General features: G+C 62.3%; 15 protein-coding genes. 3 read left to right on the top strand and 12 right to left on the bottom strand.

Going from position 1 to position 19,048, the window contains the following annotated elements:
• Positions 1–2 precede the first annotated feature (2 nt).
• Complete coding sequence (locus ABIC65_RS07375; RefSeq protein WP_354307845.1) at positions 3–1,409, bottom strand: AAA family ATPase; 1,407 nt, start codon at positions 1,407–1,409, stop codon at positions 3–5.
• A 207-nt stretch (positions 1,410–1,616) separates the two neighbouring features.
• Here ABIC65_RS07375 and ABIC65_RS07370 point away from each other — a divergent pair, with 207 nt between their 5' ends.
• On the top strand, positions 1,617–1,904 hold the full coding sequence (locus tag ABIC65_RS07370; RefSeq protein ID WP_354307844.1) for a hypothetical protein: 288 nt from the start codon (positions 1,617–1,619) through the stop codon (positions 1,902–1,904).
• A gap of 219 nt (positions 1,905–2,123) precedes the next feature.
• Here the strand turns inward: ABIC65_RS07370 and ABIC65_RS07365 are convergent, their stop codons facing one another.
• Positions 2,124–2,804 carry a hypothetical protein gene (locus tag ABIC65_RS07365; protein ID WP_354307843.1) on the bottom strand — a complete coding sequence of 227 codons (681 nt, stop codon included), beginning with the start codon at positions 2,802–2,804 and terminating at the stop codon, positions 2,124–2,126.
• A gap of 299 nt (positions 2,805–3,103) precedes the next feature.
• On the opposite strand from ABIC65_RS07365, the gene ABIC65_RS07360 reads away from it, so the two are divergent.
• A complete protein-coding gene (locus ABIC65_RS07360; protein WP_354307842.1) occupies positions 3,104–3,355 on the top strand; it encodes a hypothetical protein in 252 nt (83 codons plus the stop codon).
• Between the two features lie 99 nt (positions 3,356–3,454).
• On the opposite strand, the gene ABIC65_RS07355 is transcribed toward ABIC65_RS07360, so the two are convergent.
• The 4 genes from ABIC65_RS07355 to ABIC65_RS07340 form a co-directional block, all read right to left on the bottom strand.
• Complete coding sequence (locus tag ABIC65_RS07355; RefSeq protein WP_354307841.1) at positions 3,455–4,168, bottom strand: MobA/MobL family protein; 714 nt, start codon at positions 4,166–4,168, stop codon at positions 3,455–3,457.
• A 76-nt stretch (positions 4,169–4,244) separates the two neighbouring features.
• A complete protein-coding gene (locus tag ABIC65_RS07350; protein ID WP_354307839.1) occupies positions 4,245–4,784 on the bottom strand; it encodes a hypothetical protein in 540 nt (179 codons plus the stop codon).
• 90 nt (positions 4,785–4,874) lie between these two features.
• Positions 4,875–5,519 carry a hypothetical protein gene (locus ABIC65_RS07345; RefSeq protein WP_354307838.1) on the bottom strand — a complete coding sequence of 215 codons (645 nt, stop codon included), beginning with the start codon at positions 5,517–5,519 and terminating at the stop codon, positions 4,875–4,877.
• Between the two features lie 86 nt (positions 5,520–5,605).
• Entirely contained in the window at positions 5,606–6,445 is an 840-nt protein-coding gene (locus ABIC65_RS07340; RefSeq protein WP_354307837.1) for a hypothetical protein, read from the bottom strand.
• A 414-nt stretch (positions 6,446–6,859) separates the two neighbouring features.
• Here ABIC65_RS07340 and ABIC65_RS07335 point away from each other — a divergent pair, with 414 nt between their 5' ends.
• Entirely contained in the window at positions 6,860–8,302 is a 1,443-nt protein-coding gene (locus tag ABIC65_RS07335) for a hypothetical protein (RefSeq protein ID WP_354307836.1), read from the top strand.
• Between the two features lie 163 nt (positions 8,303–8,465).
• Here ABIC65_RS07335 and ABIC65_RS07330 read toward each other — a convergent pair whose 3' ends face one another.
• From ABIC65_RS07330 to ABIC65_RS07305, 6 genes are read right to left on the bottom strand one after another with little or no spacing between them, the layout of a single operon-like run.
• Positions 8,466–9,572 (bottom strand): hypothetical protein, encoded by a 1,107-nt coding sequence (locus tag ABIC65_RS07330; RefSeq protein ID WP_354307835.1) that lies wholly within the window; start codon positions 9,570–9,572, stop codon positions 8,466–8,468.
• Between the two features lie 19 nt (positions 9,573–9,591).
• Entirely contained in the window at positions 9,592–12,606 is a 3,015-nt protein-coding gene (locus ABIC65_RS07325; protein WP_354307834.1) for a DEAD/DEAH box helicase family protein, read from the bottom strand.
• An 11-nt stretch (positions 12,607–12,617) separates the two neighbouring features.
• The gene (locus ABIC65_RS07320; protein WP_354307833.1) at positions 12,618–14,660 is read right to left on the bottom strand and encodes a site-specific DNA-methyltransferase; all 2,043 of its coding nucleotides are present in this window, start codon (positions 14,658–14,660) and stop codon (positions 12,618–12,620) included.
• Entirely contained in the window at positions 14,653–15,066 is a 414-nt protein-coding gene (locus tag ABIC65_RS07315; protein ID WP_354307832.1) for a hypothetical protein, read from the bottom strand. Before ABIC65_RS07315 ends, ABIC65_RS07320 begins: the two co-directional genes overlap by 8 nt.
• Positions 15,067–15,098: 32 nt before the next feature.
• Positions 15,099–15,875, bottom strand: coding sequence for a DUF4391 domain-containing protein (locus ABIC65_RS07310; protein ID WP_354307831.1), 777 nt, complete (start codon positions 15,873–15,875; stop codon positions 15,099–15,101).
• A gap of 10 nt (positions 15,876–15,885) precedes the next feature.
• On the bottom strand, positions 15,886–19,029 hold the full coding sequence (locus ABIC65_RS07305; RefSeq protein ID WP_354307830.1) for a helicase-related protein: 3,144 nt from the start codon (positions 19,027–19,029) through the stop codon (positions 15,886–15,888).
• Positions 19,030–19,048 lie beyond the last annotated feature (19 nt).

Genomic DNA, 19,048 nt, shown 5'->3' with positions numbered 1-19,048 from the left:
GGTCAGCGCGTCGCAAGCAGATGGGCGGCCTCGCGGATGAGCTCGGCCGCCTTTTGGTCTTCCGGACCACTGTCGCTCGGAATGGTCGCGACGAGCGCGTTGGCCGCCTCGAGCTGGACTTTCTCGTCCGCGGTGAGATCCTTCTTCTCGAGCAGGGTGCGACGGGTCTGAAACGCTTCGGCGATCTCGGGCGCGAAGGGATCGTGGTCGTGCAGCAGGCCGACGCTCACCTGATCGAGCCGCCAGCTGCGCACTGTCTTGGGATCGTTATCGATCGTCGCATGATCGCCTTCGCGCCTGACGATGGCGATGTTGGTGTCTAGATAGGTCTGCGCCAGGACCGGGCTGTGCGTCGTCACGATGAATTGCACCTGCGGAAACACTTCTGACAGATCGCGCCGTACCCGGCGCTGCCACTTGGGATGGAGATGCAGGTCCAACTCGTCGATTAGCACGATGGCTGGTTCGCGCAGCGGTTCCGCCGCGTCCTTGTGATGCTCGGCCATCCGCCATGCCAGATCGACTGTCCAAGCGAACATAGTCTGATAGCCGACGCTCAGCGAATGAAGCGGCACCTCGCCCGAATAAGTCTCGATCCAGACGCCCGTTTTTTCGTCCTGACGCCCCGGCATCGGCGGGCCGTAGACATGCACGCGGTCCGGATCGCCGACTTCCGGCAGGATGCTTGCCAGCGCGCGCTTCATATCGGCGTAGAGCGACGCCGCGCGGCTTTCTGCCCGCCCGCCCTTCGTGGAGCGCGAGCGGAGTTCACGCTCCTCACGCAACGCGATGTGATCTAGATCCTCGAGAATCTGAACAGCGTCCGCCAATTCGATTTCAGGATTGAAAAGCGATGCGGTGGGATCATCTTGGTCGGACACCACCTCGCTGCGTCGATAAGGTGGATGCCGGGCGGCGCTATAGCCGACCACGAGCGGCTGCTTGAACTGGCGGCGCTTCACTTTCGTAAAGCCAAACTCTCCCAGGTCCTTCTTCAAGATCGTATAGTCGGCGGAGGTGACGACCCATTTGCCTCTGCCCTTTGGACGCTGAGCCGGCCGCAATTCGCGGCCGATCGAGAACTCAGCTTCGAGTCTGACTTTCAGGCCTTCGCCCACCCGCGCCATCTCGACCAGCAGGTCGTCTTTATAGGCCGGTATCGCGGGCTCGACACGATCGGGATCGCGTGCGTCGGTTCTCGCGCTTTGTTCCACGTTCAGGATCGGCCGCATCAACGCGAGGCATTGCATCAGGGTAGTCTTGCCGAGGCCATTCTCGCCCAGGATGAGCGTCCACGGCGCCGGTCCACCGTCCAACCTGAGATCGAGCGTCGCGCCGGGAACGAAGGCCTTCACGTTCGAAAGCCGCAACTCGCTGTAGTAGACGGTCGCACCGTCGCTTGAGCTCATCGATCGCACCCTTTCACGCTCGGCATGCTCCATCTCCAGACCGCGGTGAATGATTCTGCAATATCGCCGGGCAAGGCACCCTAGCGTCGAAGTCGCTCTCAAAATAGTATCAATTGCTGCGATCTGCAGAGTCACCACCGATCTGCGCGTCCGCGAACTCGGCGCCACCTTCGCCGACGTTGTTGCTTCGATGCTCGACGAAAACTTATGCTGTTGAGCGTAGAATATTCATCCACACTGACATATCTCGGAGCAATCTCCCCTATGAAGAACGACTGTCCAGGCCTACCCATTCTCGAAGAACCATGCGATGCCTGCGGCGGAACCGGAGACGCGCCGCCCGGGAAGCCGTATGAGATGCAGGCGAGCCTGAGCTGCCCCAAGTGCAAGGGCCATAAGGTCGCGCCGACCGAAGCCGGCCGCCAACTGCTCGATTTCGTTAAACGGCGGCTCAACCTATCTGAACCCGAAGCGCCCCGTTCCCTGTTCGGCTAAGCGCACCCACTGGCAGCGCCGCACGCCGTGAGGAAGGGGGTAAAAGGCTTTAGCAAACCACACGCTTCCGGTCTGCCTTTGGCCGAGAATCGGTTATTCCGCCCCACGTTCGGCCCGTGTGCTCAACCTGCAATACGGACGCAGGTCGCTCGGCGAGAGTCACGGCTGGTAGGCGGTGGGAGGCTCCCGAGTGTCAAGACGGCCAGCCCGCGAGAAGGATCAGGAAGGATCGTCCTCAGGGGGCTCGATCCTCATGGTCAGCTGCGTTTCGGTGGCTGCTTGGGTGCTTTCAACCTGCGGCAGTGGCACTGGCGCGACTGCTTTCGTCGCCGCAACTACATCAGCCGCAGACTTCGAGCCCAGGTTCGCTAGTTCCACTTGGCACTGGTCAAGTCTGCCAAGCAGCCGATCCTCTCGCCGCTGGGCTTCCGCCAATGCTTCCTTCATCGCTTCGACGCTGACCTGCAGCTCGTCGATCTCACCGTGCGCTTCCTCAAGAGCTTGGAGCAGCTCAGCGAACTCACTTTCCGAGTCGCGCTGCCGACGTTCCGCATGTGAGACGCGAAGGTTTGCGGCGCGGTCGATGGCGCCAGCGACCTCTCGTGCTGAACGAACAAAGCTTCTTGTGGCTTCGACGGCCACCTGATCCATGTAGGCCTTGAACGCGACTTCGACCCCTGCAGGCAAATCCACCCCTGCTTCCTCGGCGGCCTCTCCGCGCCGTCGCCTCCAATCATTTACCTTGTCATACAACGCCTTGTTGGCATGACAGCCAAGGATCTTGGAAAGCCTGAAGGCAGTGAGGTCACGTGGTTCGCAGTTGTTGGCGGCGACGTATTCATCCGCCGCCTGATCCACCATCTCCTGGCGGATCCAGTCTTTACTTCCCTTCATGGTCATTCTCGCATCTGGCGAGGCAGTCATCCTGTGAGACCTGCGAGACCTGCGATATCGCGGGTGTCACAGCTGTCGCAGGCGGCTTGAGCTCGTTTGCCTCGCGTCGTCATCAAAATGCGCCCGCCTGACGCGGTGCGCGGTTCGATCGAGAGGGCGGTACTATGGGGCTGCCCAAGAAGTGGGTGGATGGCACAGAAAGCGACATGCAATGGTGGTCGCGCGAACCAGCCTGTGCCGAATGGTTGCGGCCACGCGGCGCACCGATGCCAGAAGCGCCATCGCGGCGAACGTGAGGAAGATCGATGCGTAGCGTCGTTCTGCCCCAGGCCCGGCGCGCGGTCGTGCCGCTTCGGCCGCAAGCATTCGGCCAACCGCCGCCAGCAACTCTCCAATCGTCTTGGCCGCATCAGCAGAAAGCGCTGGTCGTTCCGGCGAAGCAAGGGGCGCTGTGTCTGATGGCGACGAGTTCATGTTTGCTTTATATGTTCGTCGCCAGGTGGAAAGAAGCGATATTTATACAGACGGACGACGGAAACGTCGTGTTGCTCGATTGATGGGGTGGCGCGGAGAATTGAGGGCGGAGAGATTCGAGCCGGTCAAAGGCGCAGATCCAGAACTCGTCTGCTCGGCGCCTTCGCCATGCCGGCGGATGCCTAATCCAGGCGCCAGCCCACTTTCATGGCGTCGACCGCGAGCACGCAGTGCCTCCGCCAGCCAAGCTCAAGCCTTCGGTGTGCCTGCCACGACGGCAGCCACCCGGGATGCCGCTTCCCATGCCGCTCGTCGCGCCGCCAATATCTCGCCGTCACGACGAGATGGACGTGCGGCGCGATGATCCAGTCCTCCGCATCGCCCTCCATGGCATGGATCGCCCACGCCACGACCGCCCCCTTGGCCACAAGCTCCCGCTCGACGAAGCTGGTCGCCAGCCTTTTCCAGTTCTTCGATGGTAGTGCCCTGGGAATCTCCATTACCACGTGCCAGGCGGAAACCTCGGTGAAGTCGTCCGTCGCCGCTGCCGCAGCGTCGGCTTCCTGCCAGATGGTGTAACCTTCGGTCGCCCAGACGGGCGCCTTGGCGGGCAGCAACAGTCCCGAACCCCGCAGCTCGCAGCGCCGTTCGCTGAAAGCGCGCGGCATGGGGCCAAACTGGTCGACGGGTCCGCTGTCCCGCCAGATATAGGCAACGTTGGCGACTGCGGTCCGGTAGGCGGGTGAGCGGCCGGCGATGCGCCAGGCTTCGCTGATCGGCCGGATGTTGAACTGCAGGCCGGAAGCGGGGCGCCGCTCGCGGCGATAGCTTGTCCAGGCACGGCGGGCTGTGTCCACGTCCTGTTGACGGAGGAGCGGAGTGGTGATGTCGGTCATGATGGTATCCTGAAACGGCAACGCCGCCCGAAGCAGGGGCGGCGTTGCAGGGGGGTGGATTTCGGGGGGAAGCGGATCAGCAGGCGATCTTCAGATCGTCCAAGGGGCAGCTGTCGGCGATGCCGCGACCTGCAGGCACAAGAAGATTGCCCTTGAGCCGTAGCGACTGCTCTTGCTCGAAGACCTGACGCCAGCGCCGCAGGGCGATCCGCTCGCCGGCATCCCGCCGATGATTTTGCGGCAACTTAGCGCTGGTCAGCACGTGGCGTGGGCCGATGAACCAGCGGCGATCGCTGGCCAGCAGTTCGACCCGGGCACTGTCGCTGGCGGCATAAAGCCGCATTCCGCCCCGGAAGCGGATGTTCATGCCTTCGCGGACGGCAAGCGCGATCTCGCGCGGCGGTTCATCGTTCGCCGGCATCACGATCTGCACCATGTCGCGCTGCAGTTCGGCCGCGACGCGCGTAAGTTGCGGCTCCTGCAGCGGACCGCTGCAGCCCGTGGCGCACCAGCCTATGGTGTGGAACGGCGGCGCCTGCCGGGGATATCCCATCAGCACGCGCAGCGCGAAGGTCCAGTTCTGTGCGATCGCCAGATATGGGGGTAGGTCAATCATTCATTTCTCCAATGTTGATAAGGCCCTGCGGGCCGACAGGCGTTTTTCCACTCCACGGCGGACGCCGTTCTTCCGATGCTCTGTCCCGGTTCATCTGGTCGCGCATACGAAGCCCGCGGTCTTGCCGCGGCGCAGCCAGTCCTCTGTCGCTGCCTCGGCCGACAGGCCGGCCATCCCCGCGTCGCGAGTGAACACCCGCCACAGAACTAGGGCCTGTGCCTCGAGGTCTGCCTGGTGCTGCTCGCAGCGGCCCGTTGCCCAGGCCGAAAAGATGGACGGCAGATCCATCCGTGGCGCGGAAATCGCCATTTCCGCCGCGACGTCGGCAAATGGCGGTGCGGCCGCACCACCGCGAGGCACGGCCAGATCGACCACCCCGCCGGACAGCAGCCGGTGCAGCCGTACGAGGAAGTGCTGGGCGATCTCCGGCTTCGCTGTCGCTGCGGCGTCCAGCAGCATCGGCATCATGCCGTGATCCACCTGCCAGCCGATGAAGGTGGCGTTGCCGGGAAGCCGGTCGGCTGCCCATTCGAGCAGCGCCTCCTCCGGCGTACCGGCGGAAAGAGCGTTGCTGTGCAGTTCGAAGCGCCAACCTCGCCTCAAGTCGCGCTGCGCAACCAGGATGCCGAGGCCGACGAGGTGGCGTCCCTCCGGATGAGTGCCGTCTGCGGAGGCGGGAACGGGTACGTGGGACAGCGTGAGAGAAACACAGGTGGTGACGGTAGGCGTGGTCATCGAAGGTCTTTCGTAGTCGCGCGCGCACGCGCCGCCGCGGGCGGCGACGTGCGGACGACGGGATGGAAGGGTGGAAGCTTGGCCGATCAGAACGGATCGGTGTCGCTGCTCGCAAAGGCGGCTTCGTCGCGCTGCTGGTTCAGGCGAAGCTCGGCATCTTCGAGCGCGGCGGAGGCTCGCAAAGCGGGGGCCCATTGGCGCGCCAGTTTCACCGGCCGGCAGTCGACGAACGGCAGGAGGTGCGCGAGGTCCGGATCGGCTTCGATCCATGCCGCTAGATCCGCCATCGGCAGATACCACAGGCGGTCGTCGCTCTTCTCGAAGGCTATGTAGTGGTACCAAGCGAGCAGCGTGCAGACGCAGTCCTGCATGACGTACTCCAGCACCTTGCGACGCTGGCCTGCACGCCAGAGCGTGCCGACCTGCGATCCGTCCGTGTCCAGCTTCGCCGGAATGCCGAGTGCGGCGCAGATCTCGGCCATGGCGACGGGCCGCGTCGCGCCCATGCCGGCAAAGGCATCGGCCAGGTCGCAGTGTGCGCCGTCATAGCGTCCGGCGCGCACTTGCCGGGACAGGCCCTGCAGCGACGCGCCCGGCAGGTGACGCATGGCGCCCAGCGCCAGCACGCGATTGTCGAAGCCGCGGCCATTGTACGTGATGCCGGTGGCATCGACCGGCAGCAGCCTGTCGACCTGCTCGTAGAAGTCGGCTTCCTCGCCGGGCTGGCAGACCAGCGCGTCGATGGCGAACCGGAATCCTGCCGGTGTCCAGCAGGCCGACAGGAAGGAAGCCGCCACGGGCTTGTGGCGTGGCCAGGGCGGGAAGGAGCCGTCTGCCGGCTCGTTCTCGACGATGGTCTCGATGTCGTAGGCGACGACATGATGCGGGTTGTATTCGGTGCGTTGCGGATAGGGCGCTTTGCGCATGGTCTTCTCTCACATGGGGACGCGCCGCCGGCTGGCGGACGCGGACCGATCGCGAGCTGCAGCGAGCGCTGCCTTTTTCCACTCACTTCAATCGATCGAAGAGCCTTGCCATTTCCAAATCTGGTAGGAGTAAAGCGGCGCCTGAAGGGCTGCCGCAACCGAAGGCACGTTGCGCGGGCCGCCCAGAGCCCCTCGGGGGGCGACGCGTGCCGATCCCGGAACGCGACGCCAACTCGGCTTGATAGCCGTCACGAGGGAAGTTGGGTCGATTGCCTGCGTAGCAGGCCTTCTCATCAAACGTTACGCGAGGCCGCGTAACGTTAGAGGTATTGCGCCTAAAATTTTGGCTAACCGCTGAATGATGGTGCCGTTAGCTGCAGCTAATCGCCATGAAGAGAAATTATTAGCTAAGGTGTGGCCCTGCCACGCTTTAGCGGTATTGCGCCTAAAAATTGGCGGGACGTGGAGGATGGGCGCCTTGTAATTCGAGAACTCGTTCTGGTTGAGCGGCGTGCCCGAGGGTTGCATAAATACCATAGTATTCCCGATAAATTGATTGGCAGTTCGATTCAGCTTCAGAATCGTGAGATGCCATCCTCTAAGCTTGGAATGAGCAAGCCATATAACCGCAACGACCCCGTCCTCACTGCTGGCATGCAGCGGGCCAATGAAATGATCGAACACGCGACCGCTTCCATCAAGGAGCTTCAACTCGAAGGTGAGAAGAGGGACGCGCGCGGTGCGATCACGTATAATGCCAAGCTTGCCCGCCAGCGCATGCGCAATCCGGAAGGCTTGGCAACCATACCTAGAGCTGCGCTGAGACATACGCTCCGCAAGGCACTGCTTGCTGCGGAATGCGAAGTTCAGCTTAAGCAGGACGCCATGATCGCGGCGGAGGCGGACCTCGAGAGGGCGATAGTGGCATTGGCATACGTGCGAAATAAGGCTGCGATCTTCGAAGCCGCGGATTTGGACAAGTTCCGGGCTCATGCTGAGCCGCTTACAGACGCGGTTGATCCGGAGGATGCGGAGCTCGTCAAGTATTTGAAGGCGCTTGGCTTAACGAGCAAGGCACTAGGTCGAATTGAGCGATCCCGCTTAGCAGAGACGCTCAGTCAGCTGGCAGCTGAGGCTGCCTCGCAGAACAATGTCGAAGTCGATTGCGAGGAGCATGGCGGGAAAAACTCGGACAGCATTGGTGTCGCATTGAAAGCCGACGAGCATGGCGTCAAAACCGAAGCGGACGGCGAGCAAACCTTCATGAACGAGAATGCTCAGCAGGCCGTGCAAGTGGGCGCCGCCGAGATAGTCGCTCCTCCGGCTGGGACATCCGTTACCGAGCGGATCGGCACTGATCGCGGAGCCGAAGCGGACTTTGGTGGTCGCTCGGCTAATGCCCCAGACAAGGTTGTGCCTGTAATGCCATCTCAAGACCGTCGTGTGGCAAGTGAAGGCGTGTCACTGGAAGGTGCCTACCCCATAGCCAACGACGGCTGGGAGTTGCCAGCGGCGGTGAGCGTAGAGGCTGCCGCCGCATTCATGGAGGTTGCCAGGAGGTTTCAGAACGGCACGGAGGATCTCAGCGACCGCGAGCGGCGGACATGGGGTGTTCGTTGGTATGACGGCATACCAGAGCAGACGCTGGTTGATGCGTTGACGGACCACATCGCAGAAGGAACGGAGTCACCGCTCGCGCACGAATATCTGGCCACGCTCCGCAGCGACGGCAAAACTGCGGCGGAGGCGCTGCTGTGCCGCTGGAGCGAACGCAAAATGGCGTTTGAAATCGCCACTAGCAGAGGGTGGGCTGAAGAGCGTGCCAAGCTTGGGTTCCCCGATCCGCCTTCGAACTAGCCATCATTCATAAGCCATCTGGTCGGCTAACGGATCTGGAGCTGCGCTTGCGTGATTCGTTATAGATTTAGGCAAATTTAATACATTCAACTGATTAACGAACTTGGCTCGGCTAACCGAACGTTCCGATTAGACGACTTTCGTCCTACCGCAGACGATTGGCTCAGGTACGATGGTCCCATTCCGGAAAAATTGCCTTCAGCCGCTCAATCGTGTGACGCCACTTCGCCTTCTTTGGAGCGCAGACCGTGTTCTGGTTCCCGAACATGCCTACTTCGTCCACAGCGTCACTGAGCGGCACGGTGCGAAGCCATTCTACGGGGACGAAGTATTCCGTGCGCTCCTGATCATCGACGAAGGCGCGATGGTAGCTTCGTCCCGTCAGAGCGTCGAGGACGGGTCGCGTGACTCCCGCGCTGTCCGCGATGCGGAAATCTCCGGCCGCGACAGGTGCTCCCGTCACGCGTCCGACACCTACATAGCCGCGCTTCGGTACGCGAACCCAGATACGATCGCCTTCGTGGAGCAGGTTCAGGGTACCACTGTACCAGCTCCCTCCGCCCGCAGAGACGAAGCCGTACCGCCGCGCGTCTTCCCACGAGCGGCTCTCACCCTCGCCGAAGTTCACATAGTATTCGCCGTTCCAGGGCTCCCTGTCCGCTGACTTTGTCCCGCCCGAGCTGACGCTGGCGGCAACCTGGGTCTCGACAGGGTCCAGCAGCCAAGACCGGCTAAGCAACTGCCCGCCGTCTGCCTCGAAAACCTGGAAGCACAGCACATTGATGGGGATGTCGCGCTTATTGAGGTAGTCGACGATGCGCTCCGAGCTCGGATCTAGATGGCTGGCGACGATAACGATTTGATGGCTTTCGTTGAGCACGTCCTCGTCGAGCGGCTGTCCAAACCGGGCGCGAAACGCCTCCGTCAGATTTCCGCCGCCGCTGAACTGGGTGTAGATGCGGCTGATCTCATCGCCGTCCAGATCCTCGGCCCAGCTGGCATAATCAATCGCCTGCGCGACCACCTCGCGCGGCGTCTTGCCTCGCTTCAGCTCGATCAGCACGAGCGAGGCATCCGGCGCGAGGGCCAGCAGGTCGATGCGGCCGCCAAAGCCGGTGTTTACCTGGCGCCCGATGATCATCCACTGATCTGAAAGCATCGCCGGCTCGGCGACGATCATGTCCTCCAGCAACGCCTCGCTGGGTAGTGCTGCCTCGCGCAGCGCTGCCGGGCGCTTGCCGACTTTCCAGATGCTGTGACGGATCGGCATGACGTTATCGCTGTCCCATCTATTCGGCTGGTTCGGATTGCATGAGGATACCGTCCAGGTTCGTGGCGGTTACGAATGGTACGTTCAACGCGGCGAAGTGCGCCTTCCCGCAGGCGATTTGCGCCTTCTCGGCCTCGCGGAGCGTGTTCAGGTCGCCCTTGCTTTCGCTGACCAGGTAGACGTCCTCACGCCCATCGTGCTGACGGACAATGGCCCAGTCCGGATTGTAGGTACCCAGCGGCGTGGTGATCTTGAAGCCGCTAGGAAGCTTGGCGAACACCTTGATCGCACCGCTGAGGTCCAGCGCCTTCGCCAGTTCCCTCTCGATGTTGGAATCGACTACGATGTGATCGAGCGGGGCGTGCCGCACCTCCACAAGGCGATCGATCGGCACGTCATCTTCGGCCGTGAACAGGTCCTGCGCCCACCAGTCGTCGAGCGGCTTGTAGACGATGCCGTTGGTCATCATCAGGCGCTTGCCCGCCTGGACGATCGCGGTAACGGCATCGACGAATGCGGACGGATTGACGGCGGCATCTTCCAGCCTGCCGGACTGAACGAGAATGTCCGCCAGCACCTTGCGGGGCAGCTCCGTCCGGTTCTGCAGCTCGCCCAGCAGATCCGGCACATCAAGTCTTGCCGCCTTCAGCCGTTGCGGCTGCGACGTGCCGACCTTCTCCGGCGTCACGCCTTCGCGGCCGATCAGCATCTCGGCCAGCTCGAACGTGACCCGCGCCTCACCTGGCCGGGGCATATCGCGAACCGCCTGCGCGCAGCGTGCGACGAGCGCCGCATCGTCGAAGTCGAGCCGGTAGGTCGTCTTGCGGCTGATCTTGTCCCATAGCGCCTTGAAGTCGTGCCCTTCGAGCACGGCCAGATTGAGCTTCACCTGGCGTTTGTCGCGCGCGTCGCTGACCGGCACCTTCCGCGCAAGGCGGTGGAGCATATCGCGGATCAACTTCGCGGCAGGTGCAGGCAGCTCGGCCGGCAATGGCACGTTGTTCTGGGCCAGGGCGGTGCGCAGCTCCGGTTTCGCTTCGCCCTTGTCCGTGATGAGGCCGGCCTCGGTGAGCCCCTGGAATACCGCGCGGCTTTCCTGCAGCGACACCATGCCCGTGCCGCCTTCCGGCAGCGCATAGGTCAGGCCGGCGAACAGATCGGCGGTGACGATGCCGAGCTTGATCTCCAGCGCCTCCTCCATTTCGGACTGCAGGCCCTTGGCGAAATCGGCATAGCTTTCCTGCGCGATGACGGTCAGGACGTTGATGCCTTCGTCGCGGCGGCGCTGACCGGTTTGGTCCACGCAGAGACGCAAGCCGCGGCCTATCGACTGCCTACGCCGCATCTCGCTCGCGATCTCGCGCAAGGTGCAGATCTGGAAGACGTTCGGATTGTCCCAGCCTTCGCGCAGCGCGGAATGCGAGAACAGGAACCGAAGCGGCTCGGCCTCGTCGAGCAGGCGCTCCTTGTCCTTCATGATCAGGTCGAAGGTGCGTTCGGCATCCTCGCGCGAGCGCGCGTTGGAGAATTCGCCCGACGCGTTCAGCGTCGGCTCGGTGAAGCGCCCCTTCTTGTCCTGCGAGAAATAGCCGTTGTGCGCGCGCGCCGCATCCGCCGGCACTTCCGCGAAGAGCGACTGAAATTCCGGCTGCGCCGCCAGCTTGGCATATTCTTCTTCGAATATGACGGCGAGCGGACCGCGGGTCGCGTTGCCCTCCTCGTCGTAGCGACGGTAGTCCGCGACGGCGTCGATAAAGAACAGGCTGAGCGTCTTGATGCCGAGCGGGCGGTTGCGCAGCTCCTTGCGGAAGTGATGCTGGATCGTCTGCCGCACCATGGCGCGGGCAAACGAATCCTTGTCGACGTCGCCCCAGCTGTCGCCGACGTGCAGCTGCTTCACGCCGTCGCCGGGGACGATTAGCTGCATCGAGCCCGAGCCGCGCATCTTCTCGATGATGCCGATACGGTACCCGGCATAGACGGTACGCCCGCCGGAAACCTGATCCTCGGTTAGCTCTGTGCCGTCATACACCCAGACCACCTGGCGCGACACGCCGCCCTTCATCTGCTTGGCGATCTCGACGCGGGCGCGGGGCAGTTGCCCCTTCTTAGCTTCGATCTCGAGCAGCTTCACATAGGGGCTGTTGTCCGCATCCTGGATACGGGCGCCGTCGACCTCGATCGACTTCACCAGCCCACGATCGTGCGCATCGAAGGCATCGAGCCGGTACACGGGGTGGAAGCGGAACCGGTGCGTCGCCGAATAGCCGATGGTCGCCAGCGGCTCCATGGCGCGCAGAATTCTGCCGCCGGCGCTATCGGCTGCGCGACCCACCGATTGCGGTTCGTCGACGATGATGATCGGCCGTGTGCTCTTCACCCATTCCAGCCCCGGGATGTCGCGGGTTTGCTCGCGCGCTTGCTGGAAGACCGCAGCCTTGCTGGCCAGCGATTGCACGGTAGCGATCATCACTCGGATCGACGAGGACGAGGCGAAGTCGATGATCCGTGACAGGTCCGAGCTGTCGTACACGAAGCTTTCGAAGGGAACGCCATCATAGATCTGGCGGAAATGGTCGCGCGTCTGTTCGATCGTCTTCTTAACGCCCTCGCGAATCGCGACCGAGGGCACGACGATCACGAACTTAGTGAAGCCATAGCGGCGGTTCAGCTCAAAGATGGTGCGCAGGTAGACATAGGTCTTGCCCGTGCCGGTCTCCATCTCGACCGTGAAGTCCATCTTGTAGTCGCCGACGGCGTCTCGCTTACCCTTGGCCGTCACCTCCAGAGTGGGCGAAGCGGGTAGGGCGTGGCGGTTCTGAACGTCGTTCAGGTTCGCCAGTATCGCTTCGTCCAGCAGATCGAAGCGGTTGGCATAGCCAAGCAGCTTCTCGGCATAGTCGAGCTCCCCCGCCACTTGGCGGGGGGCGATGGTGAACAGCGATTGGCGCTGCTCCTGGCCGGCGAACAGGTCGACCACCGCGTTGATGGCTGCCACTTGGTGCGGCAGCTCTGCTTCGAACACGAACTTCATTACGGGCCCGATCAGATGCTGGCGATCTTGGCGATGCGATCGCCCAGGCGCTGACGGAGAATGGCGGCAAGGTTAGCCTTGGTCGCCGCACGATTGCCGTCCGCTCCAAGGCCGGTGTCTTTGAAGTATACGGTGGTCTGCACCGGATCGAGCGCCTCGACCCAATCCGCCATGCCTTGTCCCAATACTTCGGCGTCGTCGGCAGCGATGTCGCTCAGGCACACCATTAGCGTGCCGCCGCCCAGCGCATAGACGGTCTTGTCCGCGATGGTGCGCTTCTCCTCCGGCAGCGTGAGGTCGATACCAGTCTTGAGCAGCAGCTCAACCAGCAGGTCTTCCTCAGTTCGGCCCGGCAGGACGTTGTCGACTGCATCGAGGATGCTCGCTTCAAGATCTTCCGCATCCGGCTGCCATGGCTTCAGATTGGATGTGGCCAGTTTGTAGACGCGGAAGCCGGTGTCCAGCTTTACATCTGATCGCTGCGCCCGAAGCTTCGCGCCAGCCCGACGGAGGCGCTCCTTCGTAAGCTCAGAGATGTTCAGTGGTTTTCCTAATTTGTTCAAGAATTTAGCTGCGGAGCTCTGAGATGTCTGATCAGCTGATAGAATTTCAGGAAGCTGCACAAGTATGAACCTGCGAGCCATTCCATCTTCTATTGTCGCTTGCCAAACACCTCGAGCTGTAGTCCCCGAACCGGCAAAGAAGTCCATGATCCAATCGCCTTCTTCCGGCGCTATATAAGACGTGAGATATGATATCAGCGAAACAGGCTTAGGATTTGAGAACGATCTTGCGGCTTCTGGAAAATCTTCCTTGAGATCATAAGCTCCAAGTCTTCCGTCTATATCAATCCAGCTCGGAAGCTTTGCGTTAAAATCCTTGGCGTATACCTTTAATTCTACAATTTTTTCTTCATCTTCACCAAAAAGAATTCTGCCATCCTCAATGAGGCTATCCATCGTTTCCTTTGGGAATCTATATCCAAGCAAAGGTTGCTTAGTCGGTTTTTTCGTTTTTGGGTGGATTACGTCGTACCGATAGCCCTCTTTGCCGGGGTTGTGAACACTTTGACTTCCGGTGTAGATGCCGCCACTATCAATGTATTTGTAACGATCGAGAGGCCAAAGCTCAGCCTTATGTGATCGAAACCACAAATCGTACGCCTCCTGCAGACGAGACTTCTCGTGCAGCTGGCAGAGTTCTTCACCCTTTTGTACCAGTATGTCCTTCACGGCAGAAGCTCGTGACTTCCAAACATTATCGATGCTTGATTTGTCCCGAGCTACGACAAGAATATATTCATGTTCCGTTGCGACATTTGTCGGATTATTATCCGTGGCGTTCTTCCACACGATCGTGCCAACAATATTTTCTTGGCCAAATATCTCACATGTAAGTGCCCAGAGATTTGCGTATTCTCGTTCTTCGATCGAGATAGCAATAACCCCTTTTTTTGACAAAAGCTCCTTTGCCAAAACCAATCGCGGTAGCAGCATCGAAAGCCAATCAGAATGAAGGCGGCCTGCGGCTTCCCTATCGGTGGTCAGTACCTCGCCTTCAGAATTCTTCTGTCCAGTAAGTGCAAGGTAGTTGCTGAGAGGCTGTCCATAGGCGTCTTGATATACAAAGTCTTTGCCTGTATTGTATGGCGGATCAATGTAAATAAACTTTATTTTGTTCGAATACGAGCGTCGCAGAATCTTAAGAACTTCTAGATTATCGCCTTCGATTAAAAGATTATTCGTGGAATCCCATGCGACACTATCCTCAGGGGCGGCGAGTAGTGTTCCAAGGCTAGGCGTGAGCGCAAATGCTCGCGCCTTGCGCTTACCCTTCCAGTTTAGGCCATAGCGCTCCTCGCCATCCTCGACGGCGTCTCCCAGCAGCTGGCGCAGCACGTCGAAGTCGATCTTCCCGTCGCTCGCAATTTCGGGGAACAGTGTCTTCAGCCTGGCGACGTTGTCCGCGCGCATGTCACCGCTACCCGCAGCTTCGTCGCCGCGAGTGATCTGGGGAAGGGGATCGGCGCCGGTGGCGCTGGGGGCGTCAGTCACTCTTGGTCTTCTCCATTAGCCGCAGCCAGAACTGCGGGCTCGAATGCTTCGTATTCAGTTTCCCGTCCGGCAGAACGATGCCCTCGGCGAGCAACCGGTGCAGCACGCGGTTCCGCTGCATCGCCTTCTTCGGAAGGGGCTGTCCGATGTCACGCATGACACTCGCAATCAAGGGAATGCGCTCGGGTGGAAAGGGGGGCTGCAGCGCTTTCGACGCCCGTGCGGCGTTGGCCAGCTTTGCCGGTGAAGTGGCCGCCCTGCTCTTCTTCGCCGCCTTCTTCGCGGCACGGGCGGATGCCGCGCGCTTCTGGCGCTCCTTCAGCGCGGAAGGGAAGGGGGAGTTGTGCTGCCGCTCCCGCGCCGGGAAGTCTCCGCTATCCGACCACGCCATACCGTAGCCGATCACCGTGCCCCCACCGTGATACCCCCCGCGGCCCATCAAACTGCCCTCAGTTCCCCCTCGATCTCCTGCAGCCGATCCTTGAGCATCCGCGCCGTTTCTCCAAGGACAACTTGCTGCGCCAGCCGCTTTTCTTTGCGCGCCGCGGCGCGTGCCGCCAGCCACTCGGCCTCGGCCTGCGCGTGACGGGCGAGGGCTTGCCGCCGCGCCTCGCACGATGCCGGGTCACGGCACAGCGCGAAGGGGCTAGCGGTGATCCGCGCGACCGTCAGCGCTTCTACCCGCTCGATCATCGCCCCATAGGTGGCGGCAAGGGTAGTACTCGGCAGTGCCGACAGAGCGAGGTTCGCCAGGAAAGCCGCAGCGCCGGGGTCGTCTGGTTGGGCGAGATCCGGCGCCAGTACTAGTCGCTCGACCACCATCTGTTCGGCGACACGCTCCGCGCGGCGGAGCGGTGCGAGGCTGAGGCGCGTCCCGGCATTGCCCGGGAGCGCTGTCGCCAAGACGATCGGCACGGGGATGGCGCGGTGGATCAAGGTCAACAGGCGCTGTGTCGGCTCCGCACGTGCCGTCATTGCCAGCAATTGGATCGCGGGAACGGGGCGCTCGTCGTCCATGTCGGCGGCAATGCCGATGGTTGCCGGCGACAGGGTGGCAAGCCAGTCAAGGCGCTCGATCATGCCGTCGATCAGCTTTCGGTCGGCCGTGCTCGAAGCGCTGTGCTGCGCAAGTAGATCCTTCGGCAGGCGCCGAGGCGGCGCGTTCATAGGCGGCAGCGCCATGGCGGCGAAGACGTCGGCAGGGGTGATGGTCATGGCGAGCCGGTCACTGTGGCCCCAGCACCGGCAGCCAGCAGACGACCTCCCAGTCGTCCAGGCCGCTTTCGCCGCCCGCGCCTTCGATGCCCCCGGAGGTGAACAGGCTTTCGACCGCGCGCTCTTCCGCCTTGCCGGTGACGCCGCGAATGGCGGCAGCAAGCAGCGACTGCCAGCGCGCCATCGACTCGCCGCCGCGTGTTTCGGTATCAAAGCGGGCCCAGGCTTCGGCTTGTTCGGCTCCCGGCGTGGCGGCGGCGAGGCGAAGCAGGTCCAGCATGCGCTTTGGCTGGCTATGGGGCAGGATGATCCGCTCGTCCGCGCCGACATAGACAAGGGCATGCGGGAACAGAGGATCTGCCTTCGCGATCGCGCGCTCGGCTGCGGGCGTTGCGGCGCGCAGCACGAACAGCGCGCCGGCGGGCAAATCGTCGCTAGCGAAGATCGGAGCGAAGGTGCCGGGCAGGCTTCGCTCCAGCGCGGCGCGCTCGTCCGGGGTCAGCCGTGCGAGGTCCAGGCGCAGGTCGTTCAGCGTGAGATCCGTGATCGAGACGCCGGACGAAAGATCCTCCAGATCCACGACCCGCGACTGCAGCGCTTCCAGCTGCTGGCGGCGATACTCCAGATCGTTCATCTGGTTGCCAGCCTGCGCTTCGATGAGGTTCTCCTCACCGGTGGCGGAAACATCGAGCAGCATCATCTTGCCGGACACGCTGCGCTCCAGCCCGATATAGCTATCCAGGTCCATGTTCGGCCAGAAATTGACCAGCTTGATGACCTCGTTGGGAGAGCCCAGCCGGTCGACGCGGCCGAAGCGCTGGACGATGCGCACCGGGTTCCAGTGGATGTCATAGTTCACCACGCAGTCGCAGTCCTGCAGGTTTTGGCCCTCGGAGATGCAGTCGGTGGCGATGATCAGGTCGATCTCCTCTTCGCTCGCCAGCGCCTCCGGGCGTGCACGGGCACGCGGGGCGAAGGCGGTAAGGATCGAGCCGAGGTCGGCGCGCAGCTTGGGATGTGTAGTGCCGTTGCGGCCAGAGCCGGTCACCAGCGCCATGCGGCGCGGATAGTCTGCGCGCAGGGCATCATAGAGATAGGCCGCCGTATCGGCGAAGGCGGTGAAGACCAGAAGCTTGACGTTGTCCGGGTTGAACGGGTTCGCGAGCTTCTCGCCGATTAGCCGTTTCAGATCCGCCAGCTTCGCATCTAGCTCCGGGGTAACGCGTCGCGCCTGATCGTGAAGGCGGGCAAGGCGCTGCCTGTCTTCCGCCAGGTCCTGTCGCCAGCGCACTAGGTCGGCGTCGCTGAGCAGAACCTTGACGCTGCGGCCGACGCCCAGCTGGTCGAACGCGGGATCGTCGTCGTCCAGATCATCGATGGCGGGGGCTTCGATGCTATCGTCATGCGCGTCGATGCGGCCGATCAGGGCTTCGACGGCCTCGAGCTGACGTCCGATTGTCAGCGCGAACGCATGCACGGAGCTTTCCATGCGTTTCAGCAGGTTAACGCGCATCAGCGCGATCAGGCTTTCTTCGCGATCCAGCTGGCGGAAGACGCTGGTACCACCGCCGGCGCCCGCAACGTCCTGGTTGTAGCGGCGCTCATAGGCGCCACGGCGGTCTTCCAGCACATAGCGCAGCGGGGCAAAGGCCGCGAGCTTCAGACGTCGGATCTCGTTGTTGATCTCGACGATCGGCGGGAAGGCGCCGGAGGCGTCCACGTCCGACTTGATGTTGGCGGGGGGTAGCTTCTCGGGGAAGGTGCCGGTCTCCGCCGTGCCGTAATAACGTTCGATGTGCTTGCGGCTGCGGGCGATGGTCAGCAGGTCCAGCAGGCGGAAGTAGTCGAAGCCCAGCATTTCCAGCAGCTTGGCGGGGGTGCGTGCGGCCTCCGGCAGCTGTTGCCAGCGGTTGAACTGTCCTTGTGCGATGCGGATCGTACCCGACACGCTGGCGATCCCGAAGCCGGCGAGGGCCCGGTCGTCGCCCTCGGTCGCGAAGGCAATCTGATTCTTGAGGTCGTTCAGCCGATTGTTGACCGGGGTAGCGGACAGCATCAGCACGCGGGTCTTAACACCCGCCCGCACGACCGCGTTGAGCAGGCGATCATAGCGGCTCTCGCGCTCGCCCTTGCCAGCCGGGCGGTTCCGGAAATTGTGGCTCTCGTCGATGACGACGAGGTCGTAGTTCGCCCAGTTAATGTGGCTGAGGTCTATATCACCCGATTGGCCACGTTCTCGGGACAGGTCGGTGTGGTTGAGCACGTCGAACGCGAAGCGATCGGCCGCGAGCATGTTGCGAACGTCGTTGCGGGTCCACAGCGACCAGTTTTCGCGCAGGCGTTTGGGGGCGAGGACGAGCACGCGGGCATTGCGCAGCTCGAAATATTTGATGACCGCCAGCGCCTCGAAGGTTTTGCCGAGGCCCACGCTGTCGGCGATGATGCAGCCGCCGAAGCGCTGGAGCTTGTCGATCGCGCCGATCACGCCGTCCTTCTGGAAGCGGTATAGCTTCGACCAGACCTGCGTTTCGCGGATACCCGTGGCCGAGTCGACGATCCGCGATTCGTCGGTGCCAGCTTCCATTTCGGCGAACAGCTGGTGGAGTGCCTGGGTGTAGACCGTCGATGGCGCATGGTCGGAAGCGCCCTGGCATACAGCGTCACGCAGAGCAGTCACCGCTGGTCCGTCGGTAGCGCCGGCGTTCCACTGATCCACGAACCACTGCCGGAAGAAAGCGATCTCCTCTGGGCTCTCGGTACCCTGAACAAAGCCGAGTTGTGCCTGCGGCGCCATGCCCAGCCCGGCGGTCGTCAGGCTGCAGTTGCCCGCCAGCGCGCTGGTAGAAGTCAGCAGCAAAGACTGGGCGGTCGGTAGCCGCGTCTGGCGTACCGCAGCGCGATCGAGGACGTTGCGCGCATGGCGGAACAGCGAGCGTCGCCGCAGCTGATTGCGCCTGCTCCGGTCGCTTCCGCCGCCGTACAGCGCCGCTGCGGGCTCGCTCTCTCCGACCAGCAGGTGACGAATATCTACCCGCCCCCGCAGCGCTTCCAGCCCGAATACCGAAATCTGCTCACAGAGGGCGTCAACATCGCTGGGCCTGTTCAATAGGAAGTCAACGCTGCGGTCTGCGCCGCTGTTTGATACGATCCGCACCTGTTTTCGCCCCCTCGAT

It is taken from the genome of Sphingomonas trueperi, from assembly GCF_040545665.1.
Taxonomy (GTDB): Bacteria; Pseudomonadota; Alphaproteobacteria; order Sphingomonadales; family Sphingomonadaceae; genus Sphingomonas; species Sphingomonas trueperi_B.
Note: the sequence above shows the minus strand (reverse complement) of the source record. Positions and strands in the feature narration are given on the sequence as shown.

What these genes read in the sequence shown, in the direction of transcription:
- ABIC65_RS07375 (WP_354307845.1), bottom strand. Translation starts at nt 1,409, where the DNA reads ATGAGCTCAAGCGACGGTGCGACCGTCTACTACAGCGAGTTGCGGCTT.
- ABIC65_RS07370 (WP_354307844.1), top strand. Translation starts at nt 1,617, where the DNA reads ATGCTGTTGAGCGTAGAATATTCATCCACACTGACATATCTCGGAGCA.
- ABIC65_RS07365 (WP_354307843.1), bottom strand. Translation starts at nt 2,804, where the DNA reads ATGACCATGAAGGGAAGTAAAGACTGGATCCGCCAGGAGATGGTGGAT.
- ABIC65_RS07360 (WP_354307842.1), top strand. Translation starts at nt 3,104, where the DNA reads ATGCGTAGCGTCGTTCTGCCCCAGGCCCGGCGCGCGGTCGTGCCGCTT.
- ABIC65_RS07355 (WP_354307841.1), bottom strand. Translation starts at nt 4,168, where the DNA reads ATGACCGACATCACCACTCCGCTCCTCCGTCAACAGGACGTGGACACA.
- ABIC65_RS07350 (WP_354307839.1), bottom strand. Translation starts at nt 4,784, where the DNA reads ATGATTGACCTACCCCCATATCTGGCGATCGCACAGAACTGGACCTTC.
- ABIC65_RS07345 (WP_354307838.1), bottom strand. Translation starts at nt 5,519, where the DNA reads ATGACCACGCCTACCGTCACCACCTGTGTTTCTCTCACGCTGTCCCAC.
- ABIC65_RS07340 (WP_354307837.1), bottom strand. Translation starts at nt 6,445, where the DNA reads ATGCGCAAAGCGCCCTATCCGCAACGCACCGAATACAACCCGCATCAT.
- ABIC65_RS07330 (WP_354307835.1), bottom strand. Translation starts at nt 9,572, where the DNA reads ATGCCGATCCGTCACAGCATCTGGAAAGTCGGCAAGCGCCCGGCAGCG.
- ABIC65_RS07325 (WP_354307834.1), bottom strand. Translation starts at nt 12,606, where the DNA reads ATGAAGTTCGTGTTCGAAGCAGAGCTGCCGCACCAAGTGGCAGCCATC.
- ABIC65_RS07310 (WP_354307831.1), bottom strand. Translation starts at nt 15,875, where the DNA reads ATGACCATCACCCCTGCCGACGTCTTCGCCGCCATGGCGCTGCCGCCT.